Raw genomic sequence first — 23,031 nt, forward strand, 5'->3', positions numbered from 1 at the left:
AATTCAAGAATGGATCCTGTTATTATCGCGATTATCGTTGTGGTTGTCCTGGTTGTCCTGGCCATCTTCCTGCACTTTGTTCCCATGGGCCTGTGGATTTCCGCCCTGGCCAGCGGCGTGCACGTATCCATCGGCTCCCTGGTCGGTATGCGGATCCGCCGCATCCAGCCCTCAAAGCTGATTTATCCCCTGATCAAGGCCAATAAAGCCGGCCTGAACCTGACCGTCAGCCAACTGGAAACCCACTACCTGGCCGGCGGTAATGTGGACCGCGTCATCAACGCCCTGATCGCCGCCCAGCGCGCCAACATCTCGATGGCCTTTGAAAAGGCCTGCGCCATCGACCTGGCCGGCCGCGATGTGTTCCAGGCGGTCCAGATGAGCGTTACCCCCAAGGTCATTGAAACCCCTGTGGTTGCCGCCATCGCGAAGGATGGTATTGAACTGCGGGCCAAGGCCCGGGTGACCGTGCGCACCAACATCGAACGCCTGGTCGGCGGTGCCGGGGAAGAAACCGTAATCGCCCGTGTCGGTGAAGGCATTGTTACCACCGTCGGTTCCGCCGAAACCCATAAGCAGGTGCTGGAGAACCCGGACCTGATCAGCCGTACCGTGCTGGACAAGGGCCTGGATGCCGGAACCGCCTACGAAATCCTGTCCATCGATATCGCGGACGTGGACGTCGGCCGGAACGTCGGTGCCCAGCTGCAGATGGACCAGGCGGAAGCCGACCGCCGCATTGCCCAGGCGAAGGCGGAAGAACGCCGCGCCATGGCCGTTGCCCGTGAGCAGGAAATGAAAGCTTCCGTCCAGGAAATGCGCGCCAAGGTGGTCGAAGCCGAAGCCGAAGTGCCGCGCGCCATGGCCACCGCCCTGCGGGACGGCAAGATGGGCGTGCTCGACTACTACCAGATGAAGAACACCATTGCCGATACGGAAATGCGCGAGTCCATCGCCAAGGCAAGCACTCCGCAGCAGTCCGAGTCCGCGCCCCGCGCGAAGAAATAAGATGCGGAAGAACGCGGAAAGGGGGATGCTGAATGGATGAGTTCGGCCCGCTTCTGATTGTCATTCTCATCTGGGTGTTCGTCGGTCTTCCGGCTGCCATGGCCAAAAAGGTCAAAGAGCAGAAAACCGCGGAAAGGCTGTCCCGTGGTGCCCGGCCGAGGCCGGACATCCGGACCGGCGGCAAATCGGTTCCGGTTTCCGCTGAACCGGTAACGCAGCCCGAAGCCTTTTCGGAACCCACCCCGCGGCTGCAGCCGACCGTATATGTGACCCCGCGGGATGACTCCATCTACCAGGGCAGCCTGAATGCCGAAACCGGAGAGGGGTTTGATCCCTGCCACGATGAAGACCTGGAACGCCTGAACGCGGTGGAAGCCGCCCCGGCCGTCCAGCCCGTTTCAGACGTGCCCGCCCTTCCCTTCGGATGGACCGGCAGCGACATCGTCCGCGGCGTAGTCATCAGCGAAATCCTGAAAAGAAAAACACCTGCCCGGCCGTAAGCCGGGTTCCGGGCCGGCCGTTATGGCCGGCCCTCCTTTTTTTCTTTTCAAAGACCCGGCTGCATGATACAATCAACTCGAAATCCACTCAGCAAGTGAGGAATGACCATGATCCGCAGATACTCATTCGGTACTCCCCTTCCCACAGACGCCGTTGTGCATACGCTGCCGGCGGAAAAAGGGGATGTGCCTTACTTTACCACCCTCCGGGAGAATGAACGCGTCTCCTTTACGCTGTCCCTGTCCCCGGAGGATATCCTGTTCGGCCTGGGCGAATCCGTCCGGGGCGTCAACAAGCGCGGCTTCCGTTTCCGTTCCTGGAACAGCGATATCCCCAGCCATACGGAAAACACGGAAAGCCTGTATGCTTCCCACAACTTCCTGGTTTTCTTCGGACCGTCCCGCCTGTTCGGGATTTACCTGGACGATCCGGGCGCCGTCACCTGGGACCTGGGCTATACCCGGTCGGACACCGCCGTCATTACGTCGGAAAACGGAAACCTGGATTTCTACCTGATCGAGGAGGATTCCCTGTCCGGCCTGGTCCGGGCTTTCCGCGGCCTGACCGGGCAGAGCTACCTGCCGCCGCGCTGGGCATTCGGATATATCCAAAGCCGCTGGGGCTATGCCAGTGAGGAGGAAATCCGCACAGTGGTGGAAGAGCACCGCACCCGTCATATCCCGCTGGATGCCGTCTGTATGGATATCGACTACATGGTGGGTTTCAAAAACTTCACCTGGAAACCGGATGCATTCCCGGACCTGAAGCGCTTCAGCACGGAGCTGAAGCAGGACCACCTGCGCCTTGTTCCGATCATCGATGCCGGCATTCCCGCTGAAGAGGGATTTGCCCAGTACGAGGAAGGAAAGGCGGAAGGCGTTTTCTGCAAAAAGGAAGACGGTTCCGAATTCACCGCATCCGTATGGCCCGGCTGGTGCGTCTTCCCGGACTTCCTGCAGGAAAAGGCCCGCACCTGGTTCGGCGACCAGTACCGTCCCCTCCTGGACGCGGGAATCGAAGGCTTCTGGAATGACATGAACGAGCCCGCGCTCTTCTTCACGGAAGAGGGCGTGTCGGAGGCCTTTGCCCGGGCGGAATCACTTCGCGGGACCCATGTGGACTATGAATCCATGTGGCAGCTGAAGGGGTCCTTCAACGGCATCGGCAACAATATGAATGACTACCGGCGGTTTTACCACCGGATCGGGGATGCAGCTGTCCGCCATGACAGGGTGCACAACCTTTACGGCGCGCACATGACCCGTGCCTCCGCAGACGCTTTCCGCCGGTACGATCCGGACCGCCGTTTCCTGCTGTTCTCCCGCTCCTCGTTCATCGGCGCGCACCGGAACGGCGGCGTATGGCAGGGGGATAATTTCTCCTGGTGGAGCCACCTGAAAATGGCGCTGCAGATGCTGCCCGGGCTGAACATGTGCGGCTTCCTGTACAGCGGCTGCGACCTGGGCGGTTTCGGCAGCAACGTCACGGAAGACCTGCTCACGCGTTTCCTGCAGCTGGGCGTATTCACACCGCTGATGCGGAACCATTCCGCCCTGCATACCCGGGAGCAGGAGATCTACCGTTTCTCCACCTGGGAGATGATGCGGGATGCGGTCACCGTGCGGTATGCGCTGCTGCCCTTCCTTTACAGCGAATTCATGAAGGCCGCGCTGACGGATGGAATGTACTTCCGCCCGCTCGCCTTTGATTATCCGGAAGACGCCCGCGCCGTCCGGGTGGAAGACCAGCTGATGCTGGGCGAGGGCTGCATGATTGCCCCGGTGCTGGAGCAGAACGCCGTCGGCCGGTATGTCTATCTTCCGGAGGATATGCTGATGATCCGCTTCCGTTCCGCGTCCGACTATGACCTGGTTCCGCTGGACAGGGGGGATCACCGGATCGACCTGAAACTGAACGAATTCCCGCTGTTTGTGAAAAAGAACCGCCTGGTGGCGCTCTGTGCCGGCGGCGAATCCTCCGAAACGCTGGATGACCGGGCAATGACCGTCATCGGGCGGATCGACCGGGAAACCGTCTATGATTATTACCGGGATGACGGGATCAGCCCCCGGCCGGACCTGCAGCAGCACCTCGTCCGGATTTCAGTCCATCCTGAAACTGTATGTACATCCCCGGCCGGGGTTGCAATTTCAAAGCTTCTGATATAAAATAGACCCGTTGAATTTCAAGGATCTGAAGGAGGTTGTCCCGTGGCAGTGGATTACATTTTCATCACCGACAGCGACAGTGACCTGCCCTATCACCTGAAGGAGCAGTATGATATTCCGGTTATCTATATGCCCTATGCGCTCGACGGCAAGGAATACTTCGATGATCTCGGCCAGACGCTGGATCACAAGAGCTATTACGACGCGATGCGTGCCGGTGCGAACCCGGTGACTTCCGCGCTGAATGAAGCGTCTTACCTGGACTACTTCGAGCCCATCCTGCAGGAGGGGAAGGACATCCTGTTCGTCGCCTTCTCCAGCAAGCTCAGCTGCACGCTGCAGTCCGCGGCTGCCGCCCGGGAAAAGCTGCTGCAGAAGTATCCGGAACGGAAGATCACCATCGTGGATACGCTGCGGATCTCCGGTCCCATGACCCTGCTGGTGCTCAAGGCGCATGAAATGTACCGCGCCGGCAAACCCATGGATGAGATCGCTTCCTGGCTGGAGGCCAACAAGCTTCGTGCCCAGGCCTTCTTCATCGTGGACGACCTGAAATACCTCAAGCGCGGCGGCCGCATTTCCGCCACCGCGGCAACGGTCGGTTCCATGCTGGACCTGAAGCCCATCATCGTGGAAGCGGCGGACGGTTCCCTCCAGGCCGGCGACAAGATCCGCGGCCGGAAAAAGGCGATCGCCCATATCGTGGACCAGACTGTGGCAGCGCAGCCCGATCCGGAAGAAAGCCCGATCATCGTGCTGAACGCCGATTCCCGTGATGACGCGGAGCGCACCAAGGCCCTGCTCGAGCAGAAGATCCCCGGTGCCAATGTCCTGATCGAAAACGTCGGCCCCGTGATCGGTGCGCACGCCGGTCCCGGAACCATCGCCATCTGCTTCATCGGCAAAGAGCCTGTGAAAGCCTGAACCGCATAAAGAATCCCGCCGGCCGCAAGGCCGGCGGGATTTTGTTTTTATCTTTACCGCAGGAATCCGTTGATGATCTGCTCCTCCGCCTCGGCTTCGGTCAGTCCCAGTGTCATCAGCTTGATCAGCTGTTCCCCGGCAATCTTTCCGATGGCCGCTTCGTGGAACAGGGAAGCGTCCACATGGTTGGCTTCCAGGCCCGGAACCGCCAGGATCCGTCCCTGGTCCATGATGATGGAGTCGCATTCGGTATGGCCGTTGCAGGCCGCGTTGCCGATAATCTTCGCGTCAAACTTCTGGTAGGAATGATCCCGGGCCACCGAGCGGCTGACGACGTCCGCGCTGGCGTTTTCCCCGTTCAGCGTCACCACATAGGTGCTCACGGCGTTCTGCTCCCCGTGGGTCATCAGGCGTTCCCGGACCACCAGCTTCGCGCCGGCGGCCAGCTCCGCGGTCGTGGTCCGCACGGTATCGTCCACGCCCTTGATCTGGACCATTTCCATCTCCATATAGCTGTCTTCCGCCATATAGACCTCGGTCCCCGGATTCAGGATCCGCTTGCCGGCTCCGTCGCCGGATCCGTAATGCTTTTCCACATACCGGACCTTCGCGCCCTTTTCCAGGTAGAAGCGGTGGATACCGTCGTGCTGGGAATCCTGGTTTCCGCAGTTGTCGATGCCGCAGCCGGCGACAATCACCACGTCCGCGTCCGCGCCCACAAAGAAGTCGTTATACACAACCTCTTTCAGGCCGCTCTGCGTCATCACCACCGGGATATGGACGCTCTCGCGCTTTGTCCCGGGCTTGATCCGGATCTCCAGGCCGCTGACCTCCTGCTTGGAGGTGATCTCAATGTTCGCGGTGGACTGCCGTCCGGCGGACTGACTGTTGGAGCGGATATTGTAGGCGCCTTCCGGGATTTCGTGGAGGTCGGCGACCTCCAGGAGCAGGCGTTTCTGTATTTCATCCAGTTTCATCATTGCGCGTTTCCTCCCGGGCATGCCGCGCGGATCTGCCCTTCACACTCGGAAACCGCCGCCGCGCCGGCTGCCAGGCCGGGATAGATCTCCTCCCGGCTTCCCTTCCGGTCCACCACGCCGTCCCGGATCACGATGATCTCGTCCGCGATGTTCAGGATCCGCTCCTGGTGGGAAATGATCAGGATGGAACTGTCCGCAATGGTCTCCCGCATGCGCTGGAACACGTCGATCAGGTTCCGGAAGCTCCACAGGTCGATTCCGGCCTCCGGCTCATCGAACACGGACAGCTTCGCGTGCCGCGCGAGCACCGTCGCGATCTCAATGCGCTTCAGTTCGCCGCCGGAAAGGCTGGCGTTCACTTCCCGGTCCACATAGTCCCGGGCGCACAGCCCGACCGCGGACAGGTATTCGCACGCGTCCGCGATGGAGAGCTGTTTTCCGGCCGCGATCCGGATCAGGTCCAGCACCCGGATTCCCTTGAACCGCACCGGCTGCTGGAACGCGAAGCTGATGCCCATCCGGGCCCGCTCCGTCACGTTCTTCTCCGTGATATCCTCTCCGCCGAAAAAAATCCGTCCGCCGGTCGGCTTCTCAATGCCGGCAATCAGCTTTGCCAGCGTGGATTTTCCGCCGCCGTTCGGACCGGTAATCACAATCAGTTTCCGCTCCGGAATCGTCAGGCTGACGTTCCGGATAATCTCCTTGCCTTGTCCTTCTGCTTCCACCTGGAAGGACAGCTCTTTCAGTTCCAGCATGTCTGTTATCCGTTTTCCTTTCTTCCCTGCAGCTTCCGGCGCAGGTAACCGTCCATATTGCCCCGCTCGCTGATGATGATCTCCGGAATCCCCAGATGGTTCATCACCGCCAGCAGGATGCAGATCCCGTGCACGACGATATCCGCGCGCCCCGGCTGCAGCCCGGGCAGTTTTTTCCGTTCCTCCAGCGTCATTTCCGCCAGTTCCCCGCCGATCTCCCGGATTTCCTTCCGGGCAATCCGCACGCCATGCATACTGGTGCGGTCGGTCCATGGAACCTTTTTGACCATGGCCGCCAGCGTGGTAAATGTGCCGCCGGTGCCGACCCAGACGTCCGGGCAGCGGAAACCCTCGGTCTCCGCCATCTTTTCGCACAGGATTTCCGTGGCGGCCTTCTCGGCAATCGCCATATCGCTCCGGCTTTCCAGCTGGATCGACCGGTACAGCCGTACTGCGCCCATCTGGCAGGAGAACGCGCAGTCGATGTCTTCCCCGGTACCGGTCACGATTTCCGTGCTGCCGCCGCCGATATCAATCACGCCGCAGCGTCCCGGACCGGCGGCTTCCGAAGCGCCGAGGAAGCTCAGGCGGGCTTCCTCCTCGCCGGAGATGATCACCGGTTCCACACCGGTCTGCCGGGCGATCTCCCCGATGAAAACCGCGCCGTTTGCGGCGTCCCGCGCCGCGCTGGTGGCAAACACGTCCACCTCTTCCGCGCCCAGCCTCCGGGCTTCCGCCGCCAGGCGGCCGGCGGCCTCCGCCGTCCTCGTGATGCTCTCCGGGCTCAGGTTTCCGGCCCCGTCCAGCCCCGCAAAAAGCCGTGTCCCTTCCCGGCCCCGCCAGCAGCGCACAAACGTGTCTCCGGTGGTTTCCACCACCAGCGCCCGGACGGAATTGGAGCCGATACCGACAACGGCAGACCTCATGGGGACCTCCTTACTGGGCCATTTCCTCCACCAGGATCCGGACCTCCGCCTCCGTGTATGCATCCAGCGCCTGCGGGTTGGAATACTCAAAGCGGATGTCGTCCCGGTTGACATAGGAGTAATTCTGGATCGCGGTGTACACAATATAATCTTCCGTCCCGACAATGTCCATCTGGCTGGTCAGGTAGTTGTTTTCCTCCTCCAGCTTTGCCAGGGCGCTGCGCAGTTCCGCCTCCCTCTCCGCTTTGCGGTGGAGGTCGTTCTGCATCAGGATATGCAGGGTGAAAAAGACGATCAGGATGGTGCCGATAATCACCAGGAATCCTTTGATATTCATGCTCCTGTTCATCCCGGTCCTCCTTTCTCCCCGCGGTTTTCCTTATCTGTAGAAATTCTCCGTTCATCCATCGGGTTCCTTCCGGAACGCCGTTTTTTCATCAGAACATGCTGATCTGGTTGGTTTCAGACAAACCGTCCAGGGCGCCGTGGAGCCGAAGCAGGTCGATGATGGAGGAGCCGACCCGTCCGCGGGTCTGCAGGTCCTCAATGCTGATGAACGGCCGGTCCTTCCGCGCTTCCACAATCGGAACGGCCGCGCTCTCTCCCAGGCCCGGCAGGCTGATAAACGGACAGCGGATGTTGCCGTCCTCAATCAGGAACTTCCGCACGTCGCTCCGGTACAGGTCCACCGGCAGGAAGCGGATCCCGCGCATGTTCATCTCCAGCACCAGCTCCAGGCAGGTCATGATATCCTTGTCCCGGGCCGTCGGCTTGTCCATATTCCGGATCTCCGATATCCGCTGCCGCGCGGCGTCCGGGGACAGGATCATGGTCGACGCGTCAAAGCCGTCCCCGCGCACGGTGAAATACGCGCAGTAATAGGCCAGCGGATGATGCAGCTTGAACCAGGCCACGCGCAGGCTCATCGTCACATACGCCACCGCGTGCCCCTTCGGGAACATGTACTTGATCTTTTTGCAGCTGTCCATGAACCATTCCGGCACATTCACCGCGTTCATGGCTTCTTCCATCTCCGGCTTCAGGCCTCTTCCCTTCCGGACGCTTTCCATGGTGGTAAACGCCAGTTTCGGCTTGACCCCCTTGTCCATCAGGTAATTCATAATGTCGTCACGGCAGCAGACGCACTCGCTCAGCGTCGCGGTTCCGTTGGCAATGATCTCCTGGGCGTTCCCCAGCCACACGTCCGTACCGTGGCTCAGGCCGGATATCCGCAGCAGCTCTTCCATGGTATGCGGCCGGGTTTCCTCCAGCATGCCCCGCACGAAGCCTGTGCCGAATTCCGGCACGCCGTAGGTGCCGGTGTTGCACAGGATATCATCCGTTGTCACGCCCAGCGCTTCCGGGGAGGTAAACAGGCTGCGCACGCCCGGATCGTCCAGCGGCACGTCCCGGAAATTGACGCCTGTCAGCATTTCCAGCTCGTGCATCATGGTCGGGTCATCATGGCCGAGGCAGTCCAGCTTCACCAGGATATCGTGCATGGAGTTGAAGTCGAAGTGCGTGGTGGTGAAGTCGCTTTCCAGGTCATCCGCCGGATGCTGCACCGCCGTGAAATCGTAGATCTCGTATTCCAGGGGCACAACCACCATGCCGCCCGGGTGCTGGCCGGTGGTCCGCTTGACGCCCGTGCACGTCAGGGCCAGGCGTTCCTTCTCGGCATTTCCCGCCTGGATATTGCGCTCCTCCAGGTATTTCAGCACATAGCCGTAGGCCGTTTTGTCCGCCAGGCCGCTGATGGTGCCCGCCCGGAACACATGGTCATGGCCAAACAGCTCTTCCACGTAATGGTGAGCCCGGTTCTGGTACTCGCCGGAGAAATTCAGGTCGATATCCGGCACCTTGTCTCCCTCGAAGCCGAGGAACACCTCAAACGGAATATCAAACCCGTCCTTGGTCAGCGGGGCGCCGCAGTCCGGGCAGTCCCGGTCCGGCAGGTCCACTCCCACGTGGTACATGCTCTTGTCCACGTCGAAAAAGCCCTTCCGGCAGTGGACGCAGCGGTAATGCGGCGGCAGCGCGTTCACCTCGGTAATCCCGCACATGCGCGCCACCAGGCTCGATCCGACGCTGCCCCGGCTTCCGACCAGGTATCCATCCTCCAGGGAGCGGGAAACCAGCTTCTGGGCAATCGCGTACAGCGTGCAGTAGCCGTATCCCACAATGGATTTCAGTTCCTTTTTCAGCCGCGCCTCGACGATCTCCGGCAGCGGGCTGCCGTACAGCTCCTCCGCGGTATCCCAGGTCATTTCCTGGATCATGTCCTCCGCGAAATCCCAGTAGGGCTGGAAGGTATCCTCCCCCTTGGGATGCTTCGGAAACAGCTTGATTTCCTCCACCATCTCCGCGATCTTCCGCGGGTTGTCGATCACGACCTCCCGGGCTTTTTCCTCGCCGAGATAGGCAAACTCCTCCAGCATTTCCTCGGTGGTTTTGAAATAGAGGGGCGGCTGCAGGTCCGCGTCGCTGTATTTCAGGCCGGCCTGGATAATCGCCCGGCCGATGGAATCCTTCGGGTCCAGGAAATGCACGTCGCCGGTTGCCGCCACCGGCAGTCCCAGCTCCTCGCCCAGCTGCACGATCACCCGGTTCAGGTTCCGCAGCTCCTCCTCGGAGCTGACCTGTCCCTCCCGGAGCAGGAACGCGTTGTTCCCGATCGGCTGGATCTCCAGGTAATCATAGAAGGACGCGATCTCCCTCAGGCGCTCATGGCTTTCCCCGGCCAGCACCGCCCGGAACAGCTCTCCCGCCTCGCAGGCGCTGCCGAGGATCAGGCCTTCCCGGTATTTCTGAATCAGTTCCCGCGGCATATGCGGGGTCCGCTTAAAGTATTCCAGGTGGCTGATCGACACCAGCCGGTTCAGGTTCACCAGGCCGGTCCGGTTTTTCGCCAGCAGGATAATATGCCAGCTTTCGCCGATGGCCCCGCCCCGCAGCGCCTCATTCAGGTCCCGGTCGGTGACGGTGTCCGGATACTGTTCCCGGGTATCTTCAAACATCCGTTTCAGGCATCCGGCGGTCGCGGCCGCGTCATGCACGGCCCGGTGCGCGTTTTTCAGGCTGACACCCAGGTGTTTGCACAGCGCGCCCAGCCGGAATGATTTCAGCTGCGGATACAGCTTCCGCGCGTAGCTCAGCGTATCCAGCACCGGACCGTTCCACTCCAGGCCGATACGCCGCAGCTCCGCCCGCAGCAGGCTGATATCGAAGTTCGCGTTGTGCGCCGCCAGCGGCAGCCCGCCGATGAACTCCATCAGCTGCGGCAGCGCTTCCTCCGCGGTGGGCTGGCCTTCCAGCTGCATATCGGTGATCCCGGTAATCTCCGTGATTTTCGGCGGCAGCGCCTCCCGCGGATCCACCAGCATTTCAAAGGAATCCGAAACCACGCCGTCCACCAGCTTCACCGCGCCAATTTCAATAATCCGCGCCTTGCCGGTATTCAGGCCCGTGCTCTCGAAGTCCAGCACGACGATCGGCCCGTCATAGGGGTCTCCCGCCGGATTGTCCACCACGGCCTTTTCATCGATCAGGTAGCCTTCACAGCCGGGAATCAGGCGGATTTTCCCCTTGGCGGCCCGGAAGGCCGCCGGGAAGGACTGCAGCACGCCGTGGTCGGTGATGGCCACCGCCGGATGGCCCCATTTCACCGCCCGGGCAATCAGGTCCTCCGCCTTCGTCAGCGCGTCCATCGTGGACATGTTCGTATGCATATGGAGCTCCACGCGCTTTTCCGGCGCGTTGTCCTGGCGCTCCTCCTTTTCCGTTTCCACCATGTCCCGCACGGTCATGGAAAGCTCGCGGGCATAGCTGTCATACTGGCAGTCGCCGCGCAGGCGGACGTGCATGCCGACCTTGATCCGGTCGATTTTGTCCTGGACGGCCTGGCGTTCCTCATCCGTAATCGGGATTTCCTCCGCCTCATCCTTCCGGACAAAGCGGTTCCGGTAGCGCAGGAAAATCTTGCACAGGACGGAGCTGGTAAAGTCCGTCACCGCGAAGGAAACCAGGACGCGCTCGCCGCCCTTCAGCTCCTTCGTTTCCAGCTTGAAAACCTCGCCCTCGATCACGGTGATTCCGCTTTCGCTGGTCAGGCTCTTGATCTCCACAGGCTTTTCCGCGACGCTGCGGCCGATAATTGGCTTTCCGACCGTCTGCGCCTCGGAGTGTTCCTCTTCCTTTCCCGTACGCGGCTTCCGGGGCGCGCTCTTCCGCTCGCCCTTTGCCGCGGCGGACGGTTCCGCCCCGCCGGCGTCCCCGGTCCCGTAACGCTGTTCCATTTCCTCCCGCGTCACGGTGATCACCGCCTGCTGCTCCCGCTCCTCGCGGATTTTGCGCAGGCGCTCCTCGCGGTCCCCGGCCACGGTCATTTCCACCCGCACCCGGGCGTCAAAGATCTCCTGGATGGCCTGGGCCAGCCGCGGCCCCGCGTTCTTTTCGCTCATCACCTGCAGGCTGAACTCATCCGGGAAAATCAGCGTCAGGATCGCTTCCTCCGCTTCCCCGATTGTTTCGTCCTCCCGCAGCTGGTTCTTCTCAATCTGCCAGTCGATCTGCCCGACCCATCCGCGGGCCGCCGGGTAATTCCGCCGCAGGAAATCATCCAGCACCTGGCGGTATTCCATGGGATCCTCCAGGAAGCGGGCGCGCAGGCCGGGGGAAATAATGCGCACCGCAAGCGGCCGGCCCGGGAACAGCTCCTTCAGCAGCTTTTCCATCTGCAGGAACTGCTTCTCCCCGGCCAGCACGGTGCTTTCAAACGTGATATATGTTTTTCGCAAAGACCTGACATACGTGACCCGGGGGGCGGAAAGCTTTCCCGCCAGCTCCGGTATCTCCCGCGCGATGCGCGCCATCAAATCCTCGTAGCTCATTGATCCTTCATTCCATGTCCTGCCCCCGGGCGTCCGCTCAGTCCGCCGTCCGGCCGATCCTTCTCCGCACCTCGGCAATCAGCTGTTCCGCCAGGTCGCCTTCCACCTTCCGGGGCTCTTCCCCCTTGACGAACAGCACGCCGCCGCTCTTTCCGCCGGCAATCCCGACGTCCGCTTCCCGGCCCTCGCCCAGGCCGTTCACCACGCATCCCATGACCGCCACCTTCAGCGGAACGGTCACGTCCGCAAGCTCTTCTTCCACGCGTTTCCCGATTTCCGCAACAGGGATACAGGTCCGCCCGCACGTGGGGCACGCAATCAGCTGGACGCCGCGCACGCGCAGGTCCAGCGCCCGCAGGATATCCCATGCGGCTTTTACTTCCGGTACCGGGTCCCCGCTCAGGCTGACGCGGATCGTATCCCCGATGCCGTCCGCCAGCAGCGCCCCGATGCCGATGGCGCTCTTCACGGTTCCCTGTCCCGGCAGGCCGGCTTCCGTCACACCGACGTGCAGCGGATACCCGCAGCGCTCATGCGCGAGGCGGTATGCGGCGATGGTCAGCTTTACGTCGCTGGATTTCATGCTCAGCACGATATCCTCAAACCCGACCTTTTCCAGGATCCGGGCATGCCCGAGCGCGCTTTCCACCAGGCACTCCGCCGTCGGTCCGCCGTACTTCGCCAGCAGTTCCTTTTCCACGGATCCGCTGTTCACGCCGATCCGGATCGGGATGTGGTGCGCCTTCGCGCAGTCCGCCACCATCCGTACGCGGTCTTCCCGGCCGATATTTCCCGGGTTGATCCGCAGCTTCGCAATTCCGTTCTCCGCGGAGCGGATCGCCAGCTGATAGTCAAAGTGGATATCCGCCACCAGCGGCACCGGGCTCCGGTCCGTCAGGGTTTTCACCGCTTCCGCGCAGGCCTCGTCATACACGCTGACCCGCACCAGGTCGCAGCCCGCGTCATGCAGCGCGCGGATCTGCGCCAGGGTGGCTTCCGTATCCCGGGTATCGGTATTGGTCATGCTCTGCACCAGTACCGGGTTCCCGCCGCCCAGCTTCAGCTTTCCGATCTGTACTTCCCTGGTCATGCCGCTTTCCTCCCGTTCATCCGGTCACTCACTGAAACAGCCTGGTTACATCCCGGAAGGTGATAAAAATCATAAACCCGAACAGCAGCACCATCCCCGCCACATGGACGATGGCTTCCTTCTCCGGCGGTACCGCCTTTCCGCGGATCACCTCCACGATTCCGAATACCAGGCGGCTTCCGTCCAGTCCGGGAATCGGCAGCAGGTTCATAATCCCCAGGTTGATGGAAAGGAAAACCAGCAGGTCCACAAACGCCCGGAAACCGTCCTGCTGTACCCGGTCCGCCACCATGGTAATAATACCGATCGGGCCGGCCGTCTGGTCCAGCCCTTCCCCGGTGGTGACCAGCCTTTTCAGCGCGTCCACCAGCGCTCCCGAATAATACGCGCATGTATCCCACGCAAGGCGGAAGCCCTCCGTAAAACCGACCGGCTGGATTTCCGCCCGGATATACTGCCCGATATAGACGCCGATCTGATACTTCCCGGCTTCCTCATTCCACTCCGGGGTCAGGCTGAGTTCCAGGGTTTCCTCTCCCCGCTTCACGTTGGCCTGCAGGGGTTCGTCCCCCTCCTTCCAGCCTGAAATCGTATTCAGGAGGGTCTCGGCGGTGCCGTCCAGCATTTCCCTGCCGTTGATCGCGGTGATCACATCCCCGTCCTTCATTCCCGCGCGCTGTGCCGGACCGGACGCCATCACCTGGGAGATAAAGGGATCCACCTCTCCGGTCGGCACCACATTCCCGGCGCACCAGAAGAACACGGCCGCGACGCAGAACGCCAGCACGAAGTTCATCAGCGGGCCCATCAGGATCACGAACATCCGCTTCCAGACGTTCTGCTTCGCGAACGCCCGCGGGTCGTCCTTCGACTCGCCTTTGGTATCATCCTCGCCGTAGAAGGCGCAGAATCCGCCCAGCGGAACCGCGCGGACCGAGAAATCCGTCTCGTACTTTTTGCTTTTCCACTTCAGCAGCTTCGGGCCGAAGCCCACGGAAAATTCCGTCACATCAATCTTCATCAGGCGCGCTGCCATAAAATGCCCGAACTCGTGCACCACGATCAGGATCGCCAGCAACAGGATCGCCACTATAATATACACGTCTTAACCCTTTCCGACGCACGCCCGCGCGCGTCTGTCCGCTTCCAGGATATCTTCAAGGCTGTCGGCCGGAAGTCCCGCCAGGCGTTCGAGGGCATTTTCCACCCGCCGGGCGATCTCCCCGAAGGGGATCTCCTCCCGCAGGAATGCCGCCACCGCCGCCTCATTGGCGCCGTTCAGCACCGTACACGCCGCGCCGCCGGCCCGCAGGGCTTCGCGCGCAAGCTCGGTCGCCGGGAACTTTTCGGTATCCGGTTCCTCAAAGGTCAGGCGGCTGATTGCCGCCAGGTCCGGCGCCTGCACGCCGGTTTCCACCCGTTCCGGGTAGGTCATCGCGTATCCGATCGGGACGCGCATATCCGGCATCCCCAGCTGGGCCAGCACCGCGCCGTCCCGGAATACGACGGCGGAATGAACAATGCTTTCCGGATGGATCACCACCTGGATCCGGTCCTCCGGCATATCGAACAGCCAGCGGGCTTCGATAATTTCCAGGCCCTTGTTGAACATGCTGGCGGAGTCCACCGTGATCTTCGCGCCCATGCTCCAGTTGGGGTGTTTCAGCGCTTCCCGGGGAGTCGCCCGTTCAATCCGTTCCCGGTCCCAGGTCCGGAACGGGCCGCCCGATGCCGTCAGCAGGATCTTTTCCGCGGGGTTGCCTCCGGCTGCCTGCAGGCACTGGAAAATCGCGCTGTGTTCACTGTCCACCGGCAGGATGGGTTTCCCCATCCTCTTTGCCAAGTCCATCACCAGGTGTCCGCCGGTCACCAGGGCTTCCTTGTTGGCCAGCAGCACCTGCCTTCCGGCCTCCAGCGCGTCCAGCACGCTCTTCAGCCCGGCAATCCCGACAATGCTCACCAGCACCTGGTCCGCCGGGACCTCCGCCGCCGCGGCTTTCAGCGCTTCCGCGCCGCTCATCCAGCGGCAGAACCGCAGGTCCTCCGGTATCTCGTTCAGCGGAATATCATCTTCCGCCAGTCCGGCCATTTCCGGCCGGAATTCACGGACCTGTTCAAACAGCTTTTCCCGGCTGCTTCTTGCGGTCAGCGCCGCCACCTGGAACCGGTCCGGATGGCGCCGGCAGATATCCAGCGCCTGGGTTCCGATGGAACCCGTGGACCCCAGTATCGCAATCCTTGTCATACCGGATCACTCCTTACGGAATAAACAGCAGATAGCAGTACATCAGCACCGCCATAAACAGAACGCTGTCCAGCCGGTCCAGCATGCCGCCGTGGCCGGGGAACAGGTTGGAAAAGTCTTTGATTCCGCTGTGCCGCTTGACCAGGCTGGCAAACAGGTCTCCGATCTGCCCGACTGCGCCGCCGGTAATGCCCAGCAGCAGGTAATGCCACCAGACCGGCAGCTTTGCCAGGGTCGGCTCGTTGCAGCACACCAGGCTCAGCCCGTATACCGCCATGGCCGCCAGGACGCTGCCCGCCAGTCCGCCGATGCTTCCCGCGATGGTCTTTTTCGGGCTCACGGCTTCGCACAGCTTCGGGCCGCCGATCGCGCTCCCGGCAAGCAGGGCAAAAATGTCACCTACCAGGGGCACAGCGAAGGTCAGGCACAGCAGCACCACTTCCACCGCCTTCTGGTCCGGCAGCAGGCTGATCGCCACAAGGCTCAGTCCCGGCAGCGCCACCGTCAGCAGCGGCAGCGCGCTCATGCTCAGGTCGGTCAGCTCCGGCTCTTTCCGGAACAGGATTACCGTCACCATGATCAGCAGTGCCAGCGCCAGCAGCGGGACGATCGCTTTCACGCCGAAGAAATAGGTCAGCGGGATCGATGTGACCAGGGAAATCCAGGTCGGCCAGGTCACCACCCGGTGTCCCGCGGTCACCAGCGCATGGTATTCCTCCCACACTGCAAAGCAGACGCAGATCAGTGTCGCCAGCGCCATGCACCAGTTCGGCAGCCACAGCATTACTGCCAGGAAAATTACCAGCAGCAGTCCGGTTATAAATCTCTGTTTCATGGTCCCTTGTTTTTCAGGCGTTTCCTCCATCTTCAGAACCGGCAGTTTCAGCTGCCGATCCTCCGCCCGAATCTCCTCTCCCTGTGCGCGTATGCATCCAGCGCCAGATCATAATCGTGCACCGTGAAATCCGGCCACAGAATTTCCGGGAATACAAATTCCGCGTAAGCGTTCTGGTACAGCAGGAAATTGCTCAGCCGCTGTTCCCCGCTCGTGCGGATCAGCAGGTCCACGTCCGGCTGTCCCCGGGTATACAGGTGGTCCGAAATGGTTTCCTCCGTGATCGCGTCCACCGGCAGGGCTCCGTTCACCGCCAGCGTGGCAATCTCCCGGGCCGCCTTCACCAGCTCGGCCCGTCCGCCGTAATTCACGGCAATGTTCAGCCGGAGGCCGGTATTCTTCTCCGTCCGCTTTTCCGCTTCCTTCAGCGTTTCCCGCTGCTTCTCCGGCAGCCCGCTCTTGTCCCCGAGAATCAGGATCCGGACGTTCTTCGCGTCCAGCTCATCGATTTCCGAGGCAAAGAAATCCAGGATCAGCTGCATCAGGGCAGCCACCTCTTCCTCGGACCGCTTCCAGTTTTCCGTGGAGAAGGCATACAGGCTCAGCGCCTTGATCCCCAGGTCATCCGTGTGCCGGATGATCTCCCGCAGCGTTTCGGTTCCCTGGCGGTGCCCTTTGGAAACGCTCAGCTTATGCTTCCGCGCCCACCGGCCGTTCCCGTCCATAATGATCGCCACGTGCTCCGGCAGCTTGTCAAACTCATCGGAGGTGCGGGGCGTTTTTTTCAGCGCCAGTTTCAAAGCCGTGTTGATTTTCATGCTGCGCCGCTCCTATGACTGCGGAAACCCGCCTCCCGGCGGGTTTCGGCTTCGTCCGGAAAGTCTGTTGTCAGACCTCCATGATTTCCTTTTCTTTCTTGGCGAAGATATCGTCCACTTCCTTGATGGCCTTGTCCGTCATCTTCTGGATCTCTTCCTCGGCGTCCTTCTGGTCGTCCTCGGTGATCTCGCTGTTCTTCTTCAGCTTCTTGATCTGGTCCACCGCGTCCCTGCGGATGTTGCGGATGGCCACCTTGGTCTCCTCCGCGCCCTTGGAAGCCACCTTGGTCAGGTCCCTGCGGCGTTCCTCGTTCAGTTCCGGGAACACCAGGCGGATAATCTTTCCATCATTGGAAGGATTCAGGCCCAGGTCGCTCTTCTGGATGGCCTTTTCCACCTGGGGAATCATCTTGGCTTCCCAGGGGGCAATCACCAGCAGGCGGGGTTCCGGGGAAGAAATATTCCCGATCTGGTTGATCGGTGTCTGTGTCCCGTAATAATCCACCATAATCCGGTCCAGCAGCTTCGGATTGGCCCGGCCGGCCCGCAGGCCCATCATATCCCGCTCATACGCCGCGCAGGATTTCTGCATCTTTTCTTCAGCGGTCATCATGATATCGTCGATCATCTGAAATGCCCTCCTCTGTTTGGTTATGTCATGCGGAAACCCCGCTTTGATCCGTACCGGATTATTATACCGGTTTTCTGCTTCCTTGACAAGTAAGGAAGTTGGTGGAACAGGCGATATGGATCCTGCCCGGGGGTGCTTCCCCGTGCCGGACCGGTCCCTGTCGTGCCGGCATCTTCCCCGCGGGGGAAAAAAGCGTTCCGCAGGCTTTTTTCATCCGGCGGAATATGGTATGATCTTGGGAAAGGCGGCGGAACCGCCGCCGCTGGATCAGCCTGGTTCCCGCAGTACTGCGGCGCACCGGGATCCGGAAGGAGGACGGACCATATGAAAATGATCAACCTGCAGGAAGAACAGATTGAGGATATTGAGGAGCGGCTGGAAAGCTTTGACGAAGCGCATATCACCTATTCCATGGACGGATGCATCCAGATCGGCATGGAAGACGGCGGGAAGCTGATTGCCGGACTGGACGCGTGTATCACGACCTTCAAAATCCTGTATGTATCCACCGTGTTTGTGGATCCGGAATACCGGCGGAAAGGCATCGGAACACAGCTGATCCGCGAAATGGAAAAGCGGGCCGCTGCCATGGGTGTCAACACCATCCGGCTGGACACCTTTGACTGGCAGGGAAAGGATTTCTATGAGGCGCTGGAATACCGGTGCGTCGGCAGTTACGACAATGCGGAGGACGGCTATTCCGAATACTTCTTCATGAAGCGGATCTGATCCGCAGGATTTCCAAAAATGACCGCACAGCGCAAAGGAGAAAACACGATGAAATTTTCTGAAATGCCCTATACCCGCCCGGATCCCGAAGCAGTCAAGGCAGAGCTTCAGCAGCTGACCGAACGCCTCCGGAACGCGGACAGTTATGAAACGGCCCGGGCCGTCTTCCTGGAAAAGGAGGAAAAGGGAAAAGCCGTCGAAACCATGGGGTCCCTGGCGTATATCCGCCACTCCATCGATACGCGGGATGAGTTTTACGACGGCGAGATCGAGTTCTGGGATGAGATCGGTCCGGAAATCGAGGAATTCGAACAGGAATGGCTCAGTGCCCTGCTTGAATCCCCCTTCCGTGCGGATTTTGAAAGGGAGTACGGCAGCCTGCTGTTCCTGAATGCGGAGATTGACCGGAAATCTTTTTCGCCCGAAATCGTTGAAGACATGCAGAAGGAAAACGAGCTTGTCACCGAATACGGCAAGCTGATCGCCTCCGCCCAGGTTCCGTTCGAGGGCGGCGTCTATACGCTGTCCCAGCTGGAACCTTTCCAGACGGATCCGGATGACGCGCGCCGCCTTGCCGCGTGGAAAGCCAAAGGGCAGTGGTTCAGGGATCACCAGGAGCGCCTGGACGCGCTGTATGACGAGCTGGTCGTCCTCCGGGACCGCATGGGCCGCAAGCTCGGCTATGGAGGCTATACCCAGCTCGGGTATTACCGCATGGCGCGCAACTGCTGGACCCGTGAAGACATTGAAAAGTTCCGCACCGCCGTGCAGAAATACCTCGTGCCGGTGGCGGACTCCGTCATGCGCGAACAGGCAAAGCGCCTGGGCAAATCCTATCCGCTGTCATTTGCGGATGCCGCCCTGAGCTTCCGCAGCGGCAACCCGCGGCCGGTCGGAACGCCTGATGATATCCTGGCCCAGGGCCAGAAGTTCTATGATTCGCTTTCACCCGAGACAAGCGAATTCTTCCGCACCATGCGGGAAGACGGGCTGATGGATGTCCTTTCCACCGAAGGCAAGGAAGGCGGCGGATACTGCACCTCCCTCCCGCTGTATAAGGTGCCCTTCATCTTCGCGAACTTCAACGGAACGCAGGGCGACGTCGAGGTCGTAACCCATGAGGCAGGCCATGCCTTTGCCTACTGGATGAACCGCAGCCGGATCCCGACGGAATATACGGACCCGAGTGCCGAGGCCTGCGAGGTCCATTCGATGAGCATGGAATTCTTCGGCTGGAAGAATGCGGAAGGATTCTTCGGCCCGGATGCGCGGAAATTCATGTACAGCCACCTGGCTGCCGCGGTGACCTTCATCCCGTACGGCACGATGGTGGACCACTTCCAGCATATCGTCTATGAAAAGCCGGATATGAAGCCGGCGGAACGCCATGCGGAGTGGAAGCACCTCCTCGGCATTTACATGCCGTGGATGAAGCTGGACGGGGAAATCCCGTTCTTCGCGGACGGGGAAGGCTGGCAGCGCCAGTCCCACATCTACGAAGTGCCATTCTATTATATTGATTACTGCCTGGCCCAGACAGTTTCGCTGGAGTTCTGGGCCATGATTCAGAAGGATCCCGAGGACGCGTGGAAGCACTACATGGCCTATACCGTCCAGGGCGGCAGCCATACATTTACAGACCTGCTCAAAAACGCGGACCTCATCACCCCGTTCGATGAAGCCTGCCTGAAAGGCGTCTGTGAAACCGCCACCCGGTGGCTGGATAATTTCGATCTGGCGGGAATTGAGTAAATAAGGCAAAACTGCCGGCGGGCTTAAAGCCCGCCGGCAGTTTTGTTTTTTTCGTCGTTTTTTCCGGTTTCCCGGCTCATGCGCCGCCGATGGATGAATAATACAACCACAGCAGCAGGCCGGATACCAGCAGGTAGAATATTCCGACAACCAGCAGCTCGAACAGCGCCGGCTGCCTTTTTTCCGCCCGGTACGTTTTATAATCATAGAAGGACATGATGTCCTTCTTCCGCCCGAACGGGATGAACATCCGGACCGCTGCGGAAAAACCGTATGAAAAGATATCAAACAGCCCGGTCGTGGAAATCCAGGTCAGCGCTCCGACGCTGCCGACCAGGACCGCGGCCACAAAGCAGCCGTCGCTCCAGTAACGCAGCGTCAGCGCCGTCCCGATGCCCGGTTTCAGTCCCCTCGCCGCGGCGGCACCCCAGGCGATCAGCGCACCGACGACAGCCGTAATCCCGATCCGGATCAGGCTTTTTTTCCGGGGATCCATATCACTGCTTCTCATTTTCAGAAGACTGCAGGCCGAGCTGCTGCCGGTACTGTTCGAATTCTTCCCGGCTGCACCGCACAAAATGCCCGGGGGCGACTTCCCGCATTTCCGGCTGCTCGCTTCCGTAGTTATGGGCTGCCAGCGGGTCATACTTCAGCCGCTTCCGCTTCTTTTCCATCAGCGGATCCGGAAGGGGAATCGCGCTCAGCAGGGACTGAGTATACGGATGCAGCGGGTGGGCGAACAGCTCATCGGATGTGGCCAGTTCCACCATGTGCCCGTAATACATGACGCCGATCCGGTCCGAGAAATATTTGACCACCGACAAGTCGTGCGCAATAAACAGGAATGTCAGGCCGAATTCATGGCGCAGCTCATTGAGCAGGTTGATCACCTGGGCCTGGATGGACACGTCCAGTGCGGATACCGGTTCATCGGCAATGATCAGTTCCGGTTCCATCACCACGGCCCGCGCCACGCCGATCCGCTGGCGCTGGCCGCCTGAAAACTCGTGGGGATACCGGTTGGCATGCTCCCGCACCAGGCCGACCTTTTCCAGGATGTCATACACTTTCTTTTCAAGGACCTCCCGGTCCTTTTCCCCGCGGATCACCAGGCCTTCCGCAATGGTATCCATGACCGTCATCCGGGGGTCCAGCGAAGCGATGGGATCCTGGAAGATCATCTGGATCTGCGTGATGTAGCGCTGCTTTTTCGCGATGCGAAGCGCCTCGTCATACTCCTGCCGGATCCGTTTTTCTTCTTCACCCTGCGCGTTTTCCAGCAGGGGAGCATATTTTTCCCGGACCTCTTTGACCAGCTCGTCCTTGTAAAGCTTGTCGCACTGCTCATGGTCCCGGCGTGCGGAGCGGATTTCTTCCCGCAGTTTTGTAATCTCCGCTTCCAGTTCACTGCGGCGTTCCGGGGATGCTTCCCTGCATTCCTTCCGGGCTTCCCGGATCCGGTCTTTATAGGACTTGGTCCCGGCAGCAATCCGCTTTCCCTTGAAATAGATGCTTCCGGACGTAATGTCATACAGCTTGATGATCGAGCGGCCGGTCGTCGTCTTGCCGCAGCCGGATTCACCGACCAGGCCGAAAACCTCGCCTTTCTGGATCTCAAAGCTGACGTCGTCCACCGCTTTGTTGGGTCCGAAGTACTGGCACAGGTGTTCCACCCTCAGCAACGGTTCACTCATTTCCGCTCACCTCCGCTGCCCGTGCTTTCATCTTCCGGATACGCTCCGTCACCGCCGCGGGAGGATCCACCTTCGGTGCGTCCGGATGCAGCAGCCATGTTGCTGCCCAGTGGGTTTCTGAAATGGGGAATACCGGCGGTTCCTGTTCAAAGTCGATTTCCATCGCATACCGGTTCCGTTCCGCGAAAGCGTCTCCCTTCGGCGGATAGATCATGTTCGGAGGCGTTCCGGGAATCGCTTCCAGCTTCTCCTTGGTGTCCAGGTCCGGCATGGAGGAAAGCAGGGCCCATGTATAGGGATGGGCCGGAGCATAGAAAATTTCCTCCGAAGTCCCGTATTCCACGATTTTGCCCGCGTACATCACGGCAATCCGGTCGGCCATGTTGGCCACCACGCCCAGGTCGTGCGTGATGAAGATGATGGACAGGTTCCGTTTTTCCTTCAGGCTGTTGATCAGCTCCAGGATCTGGGCCTGGATCGTCACGTCCAGTGCGGTGGTCGGCTCGTCGCAGATCAGGATGTCCGGATCCGCCGCAAGGGCGATCGCAATCACGATGCGCTGCCGCATGCCGCCGGAGAATTCAAAAGGATACTGGCGGTAACGGACCCGCGGCTCGGAGATTCCGACTTCCTCCATCAGCTTCAGTGCTTTGTTCCGGGCAGTCCATTTGTCCATCCGGGCAGCCATGCCGGCCGCTTTCTCTTCCAGGTCCCGGATCACCTGTTCCGTCTTCCGGGTTTTGTCTTCCGCCCCTTCCTCCGCGATCCGTTCCTCATAATGGTCTTTCAGGCCGGAGATCAGGCGTTCCATGTTGGAGGAAACCGTATCCATATCGATGACGGTCGGGGCCGGAACGGTCCACGTCTTGCCCTTTGCCGCGCGTTTTTCCGCCCGGGCCTTTTCCCGCAGGTACTTCTTTTCCTTGCGCCCGTTGCTGCGAAGTCCTTCCCGCCACCGGGATGTCAGGTACTTCATATTGCCGGTAAACGTGCATGCCATACTGTCCTTGACCAGGTCCATGGGGTCAATCGATTCATCGACGGCCTTGCAGACCGGGCCCAGCTCCGGAATCAGCGCGTCCGGCC

General features: G+C 60.6%; 20 protein-coding genes. 6 read left to right on the forward strand and 14 right to left on the reverse strand.

The annotated features are described in order from the left end of the window. Window positions 1-9 precede the first annotated feature (9 nt). From floA to JNO48_05945, 4 genes are all read left to right on the forward strand, one after another. A complete protein-coding gene (gene floA, locus JNO48_05930; protein QTE69437.1) occupies window positions 10-1,008 on the forward strand; it encodes a flotillin-like protein FloA in 999 nt (332 codons plus the stop codon). Between the two features lie 32 nt (window positions 1,009-1,040). Then, window positions 1,041-1,508, forward strand: coding sequence for a hypothetical protein (locus JNO48_05935; GenBank protein ID QTE69438.1), 468 nt, complete (start codon window positions 1,041-1,043; stop codon window positions 1,506-1,508). Window positions 1,509-1,616: 108 nt separating this feature from the next. Then, on the forward strand, window positions 1,617-3,677 hold the full coding sequence (locus JNO48_05940) for an alpha-glucosidase (protein QTE69439.1): 2,061 nt from the start codon (window positions 1,617-1,619) through the stop codon (window positions 3,675-3,677). 42 nt (window positions 3,678-3,719) lie between these two features. Further along, complete coding sequence (locus tag JNO48_05945; protein ID QTE69440.1) at window positions 3,720-4,601, forward strand: DegV family protein; 882 nt, start codon at window positions 3,720-3,722, stop codon at window positions 4,599-4,601. 53 nt (window positions 4,602-4,654) lie between these two features. Here the strand turns inward: JNO48_05945 and JNO48_05950 are convergent, their stop codons facing one another. From JNO48_05950 to frr, 11 genes are all read right to left on the reverse strand, one after another. After that, window positions 4,655-5,581, reverse strand: a complete 927-nt coding sequence (locus tag JNO48_05950) for a SufD family Fe-S cluster assembly protein (protein ID QTE69441.1) — start codon at window positions 5,579-5,581, stop codon at window positions 4,655-4,657. Next, window positions 5,578-6,336 carry an ATP-binding cassette domain-containing protein gene (locus tag JNO48_05955; GenBank protein QTE69442.1) on the reverse strand — a complete coding sequence of 253 codons (759 nt, stop codon included), beginning with the start codon at window positions 6,334-6,336 and terminating at the stop codon, window positions 5,578-5,580. The genes JNO48_05950 and JNO48_05955 overlap by 4 nt, the downstream gene beginning before the upstream one ends. Before the next feature lie 5 nt (window positions 6,337-6,341). After that, window positions 6,342-7,262, reverse strand: coding sequence for a Ppx/GppA family phosphatase (locus JNO48_05960; protein QTE69443.1), 921 nt, complete (start codon window positions 7,260-7,262; stop codon window positions 6,342-6,344). Window positions 7,263-7,272: 10 nt separating this feature from the next. Further along, window positions 7,273-7,611, reverse strand: a complete 339-nt coding sequence (locus JNO48_05965) for a hypothetical protein (protein QTE69444.1) — start codon at window positions 7,609-7,611, stop codon at window positions 7,273-7,275. Window positions 7,612-7,699: 88 nt separating this feature from the next. Beyond that, window positions 7,700-12,151 carry a PolC-type DNA polymerase III gene (locus JNO48_05970; protein ID QTE69445.1) on the reverse strand — a complete coding sequence of 1,484 codons (4,452 nt, stop codon included), beginning with the start codon at window positions 12,149-12,151 and terminating at the stop codon, window positions 7,700-7,702. Window positions 12,152-12,188: 37 nt separating this feature from the next. Further along, window positions 12,189-13,241 (reverse strand): flavodoxin-dependent (E)-4-hydroxy-3-methylbut-2-enyl-diphosphate synthase, encoded by a 1,053-nt coding sequence (ispG, locus tag JNO48_05975; GenBank protein QTE69446.1) that lies wholly within the window; start codon window positions 13,239-13,241, stop codon window positions 12,189-12,191. Window positions 13,242-13,269: 28 nt separating this feature from the next. Next, window positions 13,270-14,343 (reverse strand): site-2 protease family protein, encoded by a 1,074-nt coding sequence (locus JNO48_05980; GenBank protein QTE69447.1) that lies wholly within the window; start codon window positions 14,341-14,343, stop codon window positions 13,270-13,272. A 3-nt stretch (window positions 14,344-14,346) separates the two neighbouring features. Further along, window positions 14,347-15,486, reverse strand: a complete 1,140-nt coding sequence (locus JNO48_05985; protein ID QTE69448.1) for a 1-deoxy-D-xylulose-5-phosphate reductoisomerase — start codon at window positions 15,484-15,486, stop codon at window positions 14,347-14,349. Window positions 15,487-15,499: 13 nt separating this feature from the next. After that, window positions 15,500-16,321 carry a phosphatidate cytidylyltransferase gene (locus JNO48_05990; GenBank protein ID QTE69449.1) on the reverse strand — a complete coding sequence of 274 codons (822 nt, stop codon included), beginning with the start codon at window positions 16,319-16,321 and terminating at the stop codon, window positions 15,500-15,502. 47 nt (window positions 16,322-16,368) lie between these two features. Next, window positions 16,369-17,139, reverse strand: coding sequence for an isoprenyl transferase (locus JNO48_05995; GenBank protein QTE69450.1), 771 nt, complete (start codon window positions 17,137-17,139; stop codon window positions 16,369-16,371). Between the two features lie 70 nt (window positions 17,140-17,209). After that, a complete protein-coding gene (frr, locus tag JNO48_06000) occupies window positions 17,210-17,767 on the reverse strand; it encodes a ribosome recycling factor (GenBank protein ID QTE69451.1) in 558 nt (185 codons plus the stop codon). Between the two features lie 327 nt (window positions 17,768-18,094). Between frr and JNO48_06005 the strand changes: the two genes are divergently transcribed. Together JNO48_06005 and JNO48_06010 are read left to right on the forward strand one after the other, a co-directional pair. Next, a complete protein-coding gene (locus JNO48_06005) occupies window positions 18,095-18,499 on the forward strand; it encodes a GNAT family N-acetyltransferase (GenBank protein ID QTE69452.1) in 405 nt (134 codons plus the stop codon). 48 nt (window positions 18,500-18,547) lie between these two features. Next, window positions 18,548-20,251 carry a M3 family oligoendopeptidase gene (locus tag JNO48_06010; protein QTE69453.1) on the forward strand — a complete coding sequence of 568 codons (1,704 nt, stop codon included), beginning with the start codon at window positions 18,548-18,550 and terminating at the stop codon, window positions 20,249-20,251. A 76-nt stretch (window positions 20,252-20,327) separates the two neighbouring features. On the opposite strand, the gene JNO48_06015 is transcribed toward JNO48_06010, so the two are convergent. The 3 genes from JNO48_06015 to JNO48_06025 are packed head-to-tail and all read right to left on the reverse strand — an operon-like array spanning window position 20,328 to window position 22,966. Then, window positions 20,328-20,747, reverse strand: coding sequence for a DUF3899 domain-containing protein (locus tag JNO48_06015; GenBank protein QTE69454.1), 420 nt, complete (start codon window positions 20,745-20,747; stop codon window positions 20,328-20,330). A 1-nt stretch (window position 20,748) separates the two neighbouring features. Beyond that, entirely contained in the window at window positions 20,749-21,945 is a 1,197-nt protein-coding gene (locus JNO48_06020; protein ID QTE69455.1) for an ATP-binding cassette domain-containing protein, read from the reverse strand. Beyond that, the gene (locus JNO48_06025; protein ID QTE69690.1) at window positions 21,938-22,966 is read right to left on the reverse strand and encodes an ABC transporter ATP-binding protein; all 1,029 of its coding nucleotides are present in this window, start codon (window positions 22,964-22,966) and stop codon (window positions 21,938-21,940) included. Before JNO48_06025 ends, JNO48_06020 begins: the two co-directional genes overlap by 8 nt. Between the last annotated feature and the right edge of the window lie 65 nt (window positions 22,967-23,031).

Source organism: Clostridiales bacterium, assembly GCA_017569285.1.
Classification (GTDB): domain Bacteria; phylum Bacillota; class Clostridia; order Christensenellales; family Aristaeellaceae; genus Aristaeella.